At 35.2% G+C, this 12,162-nt stretch carries 10 protein-coding genes; 4 read left to right on the top strand and 6 right to left on the bottom strand.

All coding sequences use genetic code 11. The features are described from left to right. Window positions 1–13 precede the first annotated feature (13 nt). From AC5LWZ_RS02395 to fucO, 3 genes are read left to right on the top strand one after another with little or no spacing between them, the layout of a single operon-like run. Window positions 14–1,279: an MFS transporter gene (locus tag AC5LWZ_RS02395; protein ID WP_198222333.1), complete on the top strand. Its 1,266-nt coding sequence runs from the start codon at window positions 14–16 to the stop codon at window positions 1,277–1,279. Window positions 1,280–1,334: 55 nt separating this feature from the next. Further along, on the top strand, window positions 1,335–2,141 hold the full coding sequence (yfaU, locus tag AC5LWZ_RS02390) for a 2-keto-3-deoxy-L-rhamnonate aldolase (protein WP_198222335.1): 807 nt from the start codon (window positions 1,335–1,337) through the stop codon (window positions 2,139–2,141). A gap of 18 nt (window positions 2,142–2,159) precedes the next feature. Then, window positions 2,160–3,311 (top strand): lactaldehyde reductase, encoded by a 1,152-nt coding sequence (gene fucO / locus AC5LWZ_RS02385; protein WP_110448593.1) that lies wholly within the window; start codon window positions 2,160–2,162, stop codon window positions 3,309–3,311. Between the two features lie 86 nt (window positions 3,312–3,397). Here fucO and metA read toward each other — a convergent pair whose 3' ends face one another. From metA to rne, 6 genes are all read right to left on the bottom strand, one after another. Next, window positions 3,398–4,330: a homoserine O-acetyltransferase MetA gene (metA, locus tag AC5LWZ_RS02380; RefSeq protein ID WP_086362750.1), complete on the bottom strand. Its 933-nt coding sequence runs from the start codon at window positions 4,328–4,330 to the stop codon at window positions 3,398–3,400. A gap of 188 nt (window positions 4,331–4,518) precedes the next feature. Then, window positions 4,519–5,331 carry a peptide ABC transporter ATP-binding protein gene (locus tag AC5LWZ_RS02375; RefSeq protein WP_493463914.1) on the bottom strand — a complete coding sequence of 271 codons (813 nt, stop codon included), beginning with the start codon at window positions 5,329–5,331 and terminating at the stop codon, window positions 4,519–4,521. Between the two features lie 21 nt (window positions 5,332–5,352). Then, the gene (gene sapD, locus AC5LWZ_RS02370; protein WP_086362748.1) at window positions 5,353–6,342 is read right to left on the bottom strand and encodes a putrescine export ABC transporter ATP-binding protein SapD; all 990 of its coding nucleotides are present in this window, start codon (window positions 6,340–6,342) and stop codon (window positions 5,353–5,355) included. A 2-nt stretch (window positions 6,343–6,344) separates the two neighbouring features. Then, window positions 6,345–7,205, bottom strand: a complete 861-nt coding sequence (locus tag AC5LWZ_RS02365; RefSeq protein ID WP_198201771.1) for an ABC transporter permease subunit — start codon at window positions 7,203–7,205, stop codon at window positions 6,345–6,347. Further along, window positions 7,198–8,127 carry an ABC transporter permease subunit gene (locus tag AC5LWZ_RS02360; RefSeq protein WP_294893016.1) on the bottom strand — a complete coding sequence of 310 codons (930 nt, stop codon included), beginning with the start codon at window positions 8,125–8,127 and terminating at the stop codon, window positions 7,198–7,200. The genes AC5LWZ_RS02365 and AC5LWZ_RS02360 overlap by 8 nt, the downstream gene beginning before the upstream one ends. Window positions 8,128–8,195: 68 nt before the next feature. After that, window positions 8,196–10,874, bottom strand: a complete 2,679-nt coding sequence (gene rne, locus AC5LWZ_RS02355; protein ID WP_493463913.1) for a ribonuclease E — start codon at window positions 10,872–10,874, stop codon at window positions 8,196–8,198. Between the two features lie 743 nt (window positions 10,875–11,617). Here rne and syd point away from each other — a divergent pair. Next, window positions 11,618–12,151 (top strand): SecY-interacting protein, encoded by a 534-nt coding sequence (gene syd, locus AC5LWZ_RS02350; RefSeq protein ID WP_493463912.1) that lies wholly within the window; start codon window positions 11,618–11,620, stop codon window positions 12,149–12,151. Window positions 12,152–12,162 lie beyond the last annotated feature (11 nt).

The raw sequence follows: 12,162 nt of genomic DNA, 5'->3' as shown, positions 1-12,162 counted from the left end.
GAGGGGGATTTTTATGTCTAATATTCTCGAAAAAGCGGTAAGCAAAACCCGTTTAAGACTTGTTCCATTCATGTTAATACTATACGTATTAGCATTTTTAGACCGTGCAAATATTGGCTTTGCCAAATCAGCATATCAATTAGATACAGGGCTCAGCAATGAAGCATTTGCACTTGGAGCCGGTATTTTCTTCGTAGCTTATGCTTTTTTAGGCGCACCAGCCAATTTATTAATGCGTAAATTTGGTGCTCGTTACTGGATTGGCGGTACAACTTTAGTATGGGGATTATTATCCGCCGCAATGGCTTATGCTGATTCTGAATGGAAATTTTTAACCGTTCGTGTACTGCTTGGTATGGCGGAAGCTGGTTTCTTCCCGGGGATGATCTATTTAACTTCGCAATGGTTCCCACAAAAGCATCGCGCAGGAATAATGGGGTTATTTTATATGGGAGCACCTTTAGCGCTAACATTTGGCTCACCGCTATCTGGTGCTTTATTAGAAATGCATGGCTTTTTAGATCACCCAGGTTGGTACTGGATGTTTATTATTGAAGGTATTCTTGCTGTTATAGCTGGTATTGTTACTTTTATTTACCTTGATGACAACATCAGTAATGCTAGATTTTTAAATGAAAATGAAAAACAAGCATTACAAGAAAAATTATCATCAGAAGAGAGTGTAAAAACAACATCTAAAATAATCGATGCTATCAGTAATGTCACTGTTTGGCATCTAGCCATTATTTACATGATAATTCAAATTAGTGTTTATGGGCTAATTTTCTTTTTACCAACACAAGTTGCTCAATTAATGGGAACAACGGTTGGTTTTAAAGCCTCACTCGTAGCGGCAATTCCTTGGATTGCTGCATTATTCGGTACTTATTTTATTCCTCGATATTCAGACAAAGTTGGAGAAAGAAGAAATATCGCTGCTATAACATTATTGGTAGCAGGTCTAGGTATTGGAATTTCTGCACTTGCAAGTCCTAGTATTGCAATTATTGCCCTTTGTTTTGCGGCGATTGGTTTTATTGCGGTACAACCTGTTTTTTGGACTATACCAACTAACCTTTTATCTGGAGCAGCCCTAGCTGCAGGCATAGGATTTATTAATATGTTTGGTGCATTTGGTGGTTTTTTAGCACCAATTATTCGTGTAAAAGCAGAAACGCTTTTTAATAACAATATAGCAGGCTTACTAACTTTAGCACTGATAACAATAATCGGCACTATAACTATATTCATGCTAAAACAAACTAACAAAAATAGTTAACAAACAGAGCTTATTGATTTTATCAATAAGCTCCTAATACATTAGGGATAACATAATGAAAAAACTATTGGAAAATAAATTTAAACAAGAAATTACCAAAGGAAATTTACAAATTGGCCTTTGGTTATCTTCAGCGACATCTTATATGGCTGAAATTGCTGCAACCTCAGAATATGATTGGTTACTACTTGATGGTGAACATGCACCAAATACAGCACAAACATTACTCACCCAGCTACAAGCAATCGCTCCATATGCCAGTCATCCTGTCGTGCGCCCTTTAGAAGGTAGTCAAGCTAACATAAAACAGATTTTAGATATTGGTTCTCAGACATTATTAATACCAATGGTTGAAACAGGCGAACAAGCAAAGGCTGTAGTTTCAGCGACACGTTATCCACCCGAAGGAACCCGTGGCGTAGGTGCTAGTGTAGCAAGAGCTGCCCGCTGGGGAAAAATTGAAAAGTACATGCAACAAGTCAATGATTCACTTTGTCTGTTAGTACAAGTTGAAAGTAAAAAAGCACTCGAAAATCTTGATGAAATTGTTATGACCGAAGGAGTAGATGGCGTATTTATTGGCCCTGCAGATTTATCCGCATCCTTAGGTTATCCAGATAATGCTGGGCATCCAGAAGTACAAAAAATAATTGAAAAAACAATTAGAAGAATTAGGCAATTAGGTAAAGCTGCTGGGTTTTTAGCTGTTGATATCGAAATGGCGCAAAAATGTATCTCATGGGGAGCAAATTTCGTTGCTGTAGGTGTGGATACAATGCTGTATATGCAGGCTATTGATGAAAGATTAAAACACTTTAAACAGTTAAAAAGCCCCAATAAATCATCTTCAGTTTCATATTAATAAAGAAAGAGGTTAAAAATGAGTCATAGAATGATTTTGAATCAAACCGCATATTTTGGGGTGAATTCGATTCATAATATTATAGATGAAGTAAAAAAACGCGGCTATCAAAAAGCTTTAGTTGTTACTGATAAAGAACTGATTAAATTTAAAGTTGCAACTAAGGTTACTGAGTTACTTGATTCGGCAGAATTAGATTATCAAATATTTGATGAAGTTATGCCTAATCCAACAATTAGTATAGTAAAACAAGGAATAGAGATATTTAAGCAATCAAATGCAGATTATTTAATAGCGATTGGTGGTGGTTCACCGCAAGATACCGCTAAAGCGATTGGAATTGTAATAAATAATCCTGAATTTTCTGATATTCGTAGTTTAGAAGGTTTAGCAGAAACCAAAAAACCGTCTATCCCAATCATTGCTATTCCAACCACATCGGGAACAGCAGCAGAAGTGACTATCAATTATGTTATTACCGATGAAGAAAATAAGAGAAAATTTGTCTGTGTAGATCCTCACGATATACCTGTTTTGACTTTAGTTGATCCTAATATGATGATTAGTATGCCAGCCAGTTTAAAAGCAGCAACGGGGATTGATGCACTGACTCATGCAATAGAAGGCTATATCACAAAAGGTGCATGGGAGATGAGTGATATGTTTCATTTGAAAGCAATTGAAATTATCTCTCGTTCACTACGCGATTCGGTGAATGGTGATCTCAATGGCGTTGAACAAATGGCTTTAGGTCAATATATTGCTGGAATGGGATTCTCAAATGTTGGTCTCGGCTTAGTTCATGGTATGGCACATCCATTAGGTGCTTTTTATAATGTTCCTCATGGTGTTGCGAATGCAATATTACTTCCTCATATCATGCAATATAATGCACCGTACACAGGTGAAAAATATCGTCATATAGCCAAAGCAATGGGGATAAAAAATACTGAAGATATGACAATTGAAGATGCTCGAAATGCAGCCGTGAATGCCGTTTTCCAATTAAATAATGATGTCAAAATTCCAACAAACTTACATATGGTTGGCGTGAAGAAGGAAGACATAACAGCATTAGCCGAAGCAGCGTATGCTGATGTATGTACACAAGGAAATCCAAGAGAAACAAATATATCAGATATTGAAAAACTATATCACTCAGTTTTTTAATTTTAGTAACTTAACATAATTAGCAATATTTAATAATTATCAAATAGATGGAGTTATTCATTTAATAAATCCATCTATCATTAAAGTTAATCATCAATTGTCAAATTACGAGTCGTTAAATCAAATGGCGTTAATTGATAAACGTAATAGTTAAGCCAATTACTAAATAGTAAATAAGCATGACTTCGCCATGTTGCTTTCGGAGTTAAATTAGGATTATTTTCTGGGAAATAATTAAAAGGGATTTCAGGGTTTATACCAGCTTTCAAGTCACGATAATACTCATTAGCCAAAGTAAATGAATCATATTCTGGATGCCCAGTAACAAACGCCATTCGTTTATCAGCGGTTGCCATTAAGTATGGGCCAGTTATATCTGACTCAGCTAAAATATTTAAATCGGTATAGTTTTTAATTTTATCAATTGGAAAATCAGCATTACGAGAATGTGGTGCTAAAAATGTATCATCAAAACCACGGGTTAAAATAGCATTTGGTTGCAAGATTTGGTGTTGATAAACACCGGATAACTTTTGTGAACGGGTGAATTTAGGTAAATCATATAAGACATTTAATGCCGCTTGCACCGCCCAACAAACAAACATAGTTGAAGTTACATGATCTTTCGCCCAAGTAATAATTTCAGCTAACTTAGGCCAATACACAACATCTGAAAAAGCGACTTTACCTAATGGTGCTCCAGTAATAATAAGTCCATCAAAATTCTGTTCACGAATATCATCAAAATCACAATAAAAGCTATTCAAATGTTCTATTGGCGTATTTTTAGATTCACGCTGATCTATTCTTAATAACTGAATATTCACCTGTAAAGATGAGTTAGAAAGTAACCGCAAAAATTGATTTTCAGTCTCTATTTTTTTCGGCATCAAATTTAAGAAAAGAAGCTTAAGTGGACGAATTTCTTGAGTATTAGCACGCGTTGAAGTCATCACAAATACATTTTCATTACGAAGAACATCAACTGCCGGTAATGAATCAGGAATACATATAGGCATAACAAAAGCTCCTAACAATAATAAATTATCTTCTATAACACTGAAAAACGGACGTCTAGAAATCTATATAGCTAAATATAGAGCGTTTTAAAAAATTTGTCGAGTATTTATTGGAAAATAAATAGAATATTTTAAACAAAATCAGAATAATAACTGCGTTATTTGGTTAATGCTGCTGCAAAATAAAACTAAAAAGCTCGAGTATCTGTCCGCCAAGTATCGGCTGTTAATGCTTCACCAAAATAACTATTGATAAGTTTTTGAGTAATATCACTTAGCGGCGAAGCTAAAACTTCGGCAGTATTACCATATTCGACCACTTCACCATTATTCATCACGATAATTTGGTCACTAATATGTTTCATCATACCGATATCTTGTGTGACATAAACATAAGATATCTGTTGCTCTTCTTGTAATGACAACATTAAATTAACAATTTGTGAACGCATTGAAATATCTAATGCGGCTAAAGCTTCATCAAGAATTATCACTTTAGGCTTTAAAATTAGAGCTCTAGCTAAAGCGACTCGTTGTTTTTGGCCTGCAGCCATCACTGACGGATAATAAGAGGCATGTTCCGGTAATAAACCAACTTGTTTTAAAACATCATTGATTAATTTTTCCCGTTCATGACTGCTATAATTGGCATTGCGTTTAAGTGGAATTTCAAGCAATTGGCCAATACGAAGCCGTGGATCAAATGAACTTTCAACATGTTGGAATATCATGCGAATCAGTTGAGAACGATGGCCAAAATCGCCATATTCTACTTTGTTACCATCAATCCAAATATCGCCACTATCTGGTTTAATCATACCAACCAGCATTTTAGCTAATGTCGATTTTCCGGAACCATTTTGTCCAATTATGGCTAACGTTTTCCCTTCATTTAGCGAAAATGACAAAGGTTTGACAGCATCAATTTGTAAATGACCAAAGAGTCCTTTAGGGATTTTAAATCGCTTTGATAAATTTCGGACTTTTAATATTGGGTTCATTAACTATTCCTATATCTCAAACTACTCATCAGTATTTAATGGAAAATGACAGGCTACCGAATGATCTTTGATTGGGATAAGTTCTGGTGCTTGTATACATTTTTTTTGTGCATAAGGACAACGAGGCCCCAATCGACAACCAATGGGTAAATGTTCCAATGATGGAATAACGCCAGGTAAGGTATTTAAAGGGCTTTTATGCGGCATCGCTTTACCAAAATCAGGAATAGCATAAATCAATGCCTGAGTATAAGGGTGATAAGGTGATTTAATCAAATCTTCACTATCAGCAACCTCAACTGTTTGTCCGCAATATAGGACATTGATACGATCAGTCCAGCGAGTAACCATTTGCAAATCATGGCTAATCAATAAAATAGTTGTCCCCATATTTTGATTCATACTCGCAAGCAAACGAAATATTTGCGCTTCGGTTGTCGCTTCCATGGCATTGGTTGGTTCATCGGCAATAAGTAATTTAGGTTGATTAGCTAATGCTATAGCGATCATCACTTTTTGACATTCGCCTTCCGTTAATTCAAATGGGTATGATTTAAGTATTTCTTTATGATCTTTAATCCCAACACGATGTAGTAACTCAATCGCGCGATTCTTACGCCAAAACAGTCGTTGCCACCAATGACCTTTAAATGTTCTTCGCGGAATGGCCTCAATTAATTGTTGGCCAATTTTCATAGACGGATCTAAACAAGATTGTGGCTCTTGGAATACCATCGAAATATTATCACTAATCACTTTTCGCCGTTGTTTCGGTGTCAACTTCAATAAATCAACATCATTAAAATAGAAGCGATCAGCAGAAATCTTCCAATTATGATTAGTGACACCAAGTATCGCTTTAGCAATTAGACTTTTACCTGAACCTGATTCACCAACTAGACCTCGAATTTCGCCTTCTGATAGTTTTAAATTGACGCGATCAATCGCCCGTAACAGGCCATCAGGAGTAATAAATTCAATAGTTAAATTACGAATGTCTAATAGTGCCATGATTAATGCCCTACTCGCTGACCATATAACCCAAAATTGAATAAATAAACCAAAATAATCGTAACAGAGACGGCAATTCCTGGAGCTAAAAAGGCTAATAAATTAACATCCATTATGTCTTTCATCTTAAACATCATCATGCCTAAATCAGGTCGAGAAAAATCATTCGCAAAGCCTAAAAACGTAATGGTTGTGATAGCTAAAATAACAGAACCAAATAATGACACTATCTCGGTCAAATAAACCGGTAGGATATTAGGTACAATATAATGATTTAAAATAGAAAATGAAGATAAACCATCAAGTCGATAAGCGGTGATGTAAGTTTTATTCCATTCTTTAATAACACGTTGATGGATATTATAAATAAATCTTGGCGCATAAGATAAACCAATGATCACTAAGATATTGGTAATATCATCTTCTAATAGCAAACTAATTACAATCACACCCAATAATGGTGGCACAACCATAAAGAATCTAAAGATAAATAAGATAAACGGTCGAATAAATGCGACAAAAAACATCAAATAATTAATCACACCACCAATGATAATGACATAAAAAACCGCTTTTAATGTCATTGAGATAGTTGACCGATAGCCGATCAATAAATAATCGAAAATATCTTGTCCTTGAGCCGTTGTTCCTAATATATGATTGATATCACCAGTTGGCCACCAAGCAGGAGGTAAAGAAGCGACATATACTGGATTTAAATGAGCATGAAAAAACCATTTAGTTGATAATGCAATAAAAGCTATGCCCAAAATCCCATAAAAACTGACAATTAAGTACAAATTACTATGCAGTTTATGCAAGCATATTTTCATGTTCTTGGCTAACTGGTTCATCCTAGACATAATGTTCCTTATGACGTAATGGATAAATAGCAATAGCAGTTATCTCACCTAATAAAGTTAATAAGCTAATTACTGTTCCACAAGCAAGGATTGCTATCGAAATAATAAAATAATTATGATTACGATAAGCCAACATAACCCATTGGCCAAGACCAACACGGTTAAACAAGATTTCAATCACCATCGTTGAAAATAATAGAGTCGTTGTATTATATGTCAATTGTGGGATTGTCGCCGGAATCGAATTTGGTAATAAGTGTCGGCGTAAAATCTTAAATGGTGAGCGCTCGCGTATAATTGCCATTTTAATATAGTTTTGCCTTGAAGTGTTTTTAACATTTTCACTGACTAATTGAATAGTCACAATGCTTGGCTGAATCGCTAAAATGATTGTTGGCAAAAGTAAATAATGCAGTTGTTCCCAAAGTGCCGGTAATTTGTCTGCTCGCGATGAAAGAATAATATCTAATAAAGAACTCCCCGTTACTGATATTGATATATCGAAGTTCATTGACATTGGCAATGTTGATGAAAGATAAAACATCACTAATGTTGCTAACATAACAATCGGACAAGAATAAAAGATTAAACAACCTAATCGAATTGTGGTATTTAGCCAATTTGTATTACTTAAACCAAGAAAAATCCCTAACGGAATACCAATAAATAACGCAACAAGTAACGCTAAAATACAAAGCTCAAATGTCGTTAATAACGTATCGAAAAAAGGAACTGTTTCACCAGACATTAACCTAAATTGACCTTGCAATAGTTGCTTAAAAAAAGCGCTATAGGCATCAATAAAAGTTAAATCACTAAAAATAGATTGAGGAACAAAATAAACCAGACAAAAGCTGATCTGGGCAAGCACGCAGATAATAAATAAAAACGTCACTATTTTTTTTAAAATATAGATAATCATTGTTTATCTTTATCGCTATTATGAGTTAAGAATAACGGCGACATTTGTCACCGTTATTTATCTATACACTACTCAGGTATAACCGGTTTACTTGCTGCAGCATAAGCGTGATCTTGCGCACTTAAGCCACCCGCATTACCTTTACCTTCATAATGATAATCTAACTCTTCTCGAGTTTTTATCCCACTATTAGATTCTACATAATCTGGAGCAGGAGCCTTTGTCATTGCTGATGAAGAATAACCAGCAGTCGTTTCTGTTGCCGGCATGGTGACAACTTCATCGGTCTGAGGTTTATTTTCTTGAACATCAATATCAGCTTGAGAGCTAGTTGCTGCTTTTGGTTGTGGTTTTGGGTCACTAACAACCGCTTTTTCAGCACTATTAGTATTCACCTCATCTTTAATTACGATTGGTAATAAAAGTGAAGGAATGACTGGTACGACGTTATTTGGTTGTTCACTATTCACTTGACTATAATCAACCGCTACCCGACCTAATGCTAGCTCTAAAGACGCAGCAGCAAATGACAACGGCACTGGCGACTGTTTTAGTTCAGTATTTTTACCACGACGTTTGGTACGCGGTGTATTCATACGCAAATGTCGAGATGTGCGTCGTTGACGTTTTGGTTGTGATTCGCCAACAGCTTTATTTTCACCTGTTTCTGGAACAATAATTGGTAACAATAAAGAAGGGATCACAATACGCTCTTTTTCGTTCTGAACTGGCGCATCACTATTTTTGACCCGAACACTCTTAGTTAAGTTTCGTGGTTGTCTGCGTGGCTTAGCTTCTTTTTGTTTTGGTTGTGCAGTCTCATTAACTACTTTATCTGCCTTGATATTATTCGCTGTATTGGTGTTGCCATTGTTATTTTGTTTGCTACGACGATTGTTACGTGTCGGCTCTTTAACTTCTTCAGTAGTTATATTATTTGCTGCAGCTGCCGCATTATTGTTACGATTATTACGTTGACGTCGATTATTTGAACGTTGATTGTCTCGTCGTCTATTTTGCTGAGGTTTAACTTCAGGTTTTGGAGCCTCTTTTTCAGTCACAAATAGTTGGCGAATCTTTTTAAACAATCCACCGAATAAACCAGTTGATGTTTCAACTTTTTTCGGCTCAACTTTTGCTTTTGGCGCTTTGCTTGCTTCTACTTTAGGGCCAGATAATACTGCTTCTTCTACCACCAATTCAGTAACTTGATCTTCTTCCTCTTCTTCAAGCTCACGAATCAATTTAGGTAAATTATAGCTTAATACATCGGTCTCTTCACCACGACGTTTACGAATGACTTTATAAAGAGGAGTTTCCATCTCTTCATCACCAGCAATAACGATTTTAACATCTGGATGCATTCTTTCAATATTGGTAATGGCTCGACGTTTTTCATTAAGCAAATAACTTGCAATTGGCACTGGCACAATCACGTCAATCTGCACAGTATTATCTTTCATCGCTTCTTCTTGAATTAAGCGAAGAATTGACAGTGATAATGAGTTATTATCACGAACCGTACCTGTCCCTTGGCAACGCGGACAAATATGGTGAGTAGCTTCACGCAACGAAGGGCTTAAACGTTGACGAGACATCTCAAGTAGACCAAAACGAGAAATACGTGTGGTTTGAATTCTTGCTCGGTCAGTTTTCATCGCTTCTTTCAAGCGATTTTCAACTTCACGCTGATTACGGATTGGCGTCATATCGATAAAATCGATAACAATTAAACCACCTAAATCACGTAAGCGTAATTGACGAGCAATCTCTTCCGCTGCTTCAAGGTTAGTATTAAATGCAGTCTCTTCAATATCGCTACCACGGATAGATTTCGCTGAGTTGATATCAATAGCAGTTAATGCTTCGGTCGCATCAATAACAATAGAGCCACCAGATGGTAATCGAACTTCACGCTGGAATGCTGATTCAATCTGCCCTTCAATTTGGAAATGGTTAAATAATGGTACATCACCCTCATAAAGTTTTAGGCGACTAACATACTCAACTCGGCCTAAATCAGCTAATCGTTTTTTAGCAATTTCAAGTACTTTTGGATTATCAATGAGAATATCACCAACATCATCACGCAAGTAATCACGGAATGCACGAGTAATAATATCGCTTTCTTTATGGATTAAACTTGGCGCTGGATGATTTTTAGATTCATTTTGAATCGCAGTCCAATAGTTGACTAAAGCATTCAAATCCTGTTGCAACTCATCCTGGCTTTTACCAACCCCTGCTGTTCTCGCAATAACCCCCATACCTTTTGGTTTTTCTAGTGCATCAATAATACGCTTAAGGTCAGCACGCTCTTCACCTTCAATACGACGAGAAACGCCGCCAGCTCTAGGATCATTTGGCATTAAAACTAAATAGCTACCGGCTAAACTAATATAAGTCGTTAAAGCGGCACCTTTTTTACCACGAATTTCCTTTTCTATTTGAATAAGAACTTCTTGGCCTTCTTGTAAATGTTTAATACTACGACGACCAGAGATATTGGAAGGGAAATAGCTTTCAGCGATCTCTTTTAGAGGTAAAAAACCATCTCGTTCACCACCGTAAGAGACAAATGCAGCTTCTAAACTAGGATTGATTTTAGTGATTTTGCCTTTATAAATATTGGCTTTTTTTTGTTCGTGACCAAGGCTTTCGATATCTAAATCATACAAGCGTTGGCCATCAACAAGGGCAACACGCAGCTCTTCTTGCTGGGTTGCGTTGATTAGCATTCTTTTCATTATTCTACACTCTTCATTAATCTAAATTAACTGTAGGTAGAATTTTATTATTAACAATAAACGCTTATTTTTAACAATGATAAACAATAGTACTTACTTAAATATTTTTTATACCGTATTCATTATTTTATTTGTGTTATTTTTGTTATTATTTTATGTGAAATCAGTATAACTTATCCAACATCAATACACTTTTTAGAGGTAATATTACATTCAAAACACCTATGCACTTTTTGAACACCACTAAACATACAATTATTGATATTATTTCAATGATGAGTTTGCAAATTCTATTTTTTCTACAATTTAACAAACCACTAAATCTTTATATGATTGTTTAAAATAAACATATTAATTAATTATAATAATTCTACTTACGCTATTTTATTTTGACAAACTGTAATGTCTAACGCCATTGCTGCATTACATGGATAAAATATCCGTGTCTATTATTCACGTTTCAGCAACGGATAGCAAGTAAATTAAACTGACTATTTTATAAACAATTTAATACTGGTTTTGTACTGCCCTAAAATTAAACTGAAAACACAATAAAAAAAGGCTTTATCCATTAATTTTTCATCATTTAATTGGGAATAACTTTGGCAAATTTTTTATATCAATTTATAACACATTTCATGAATTTAAAAACTTAACTTTAACAATTGTGTATATGCCAATTTAGTCCGTATAATATTAAACAACTATCGATTATAAAATGAACTATGAGATAATATTTAGTTATGGAATCGCCAGAAAAAGTAGCATTGCTTGATTATACCCAGCGTTGGATCGCTCAATTTGAACATGCTCTACAAAGTGAAGAATTACATGGTTTACCCTCGCCTTGCATTATCAAAACTGAAAATCTAGTCGTTTATTGGCAACCTTTTTTACTTAATCCTCCAAGAGATTTAACCATAGCAGAACAAGTTATTAACATCAAAATCCACCCAAGTGCACATACATTTTACGGTACACAATATGCTGCAAATCTGACAGCAAAATTTGCTGACGTTAATTTAATTTTATTGCAAGCATGGAATGACGATGACTTTTCAAATTTAGAAAAAAATTTAATTGCTCACCTATCGCAACAAAAAAAATTAAAGCGAACGCCGACCATTTTTATCGCCTCAACCAATGAAGATACTGAAATCGTCGCATTAAATAATTTGACTGGTGAAGTAGTTAAAGAAGATTTAATAACTGGACAATTGACAACATTATCATCTGATTTAGCGTCATTTCTTGAAAAACTTATCGTTATAGCATAATAATTAGCTTT

This window comes from Gilliamella sp. LMG 34362, from assembly GCF_984569125.1.
The sequence above is the reverse complement of the archived record's forward strand: the minus strand, read 5'-3'. Positions and strand labels throughout refer to the sequence as shown.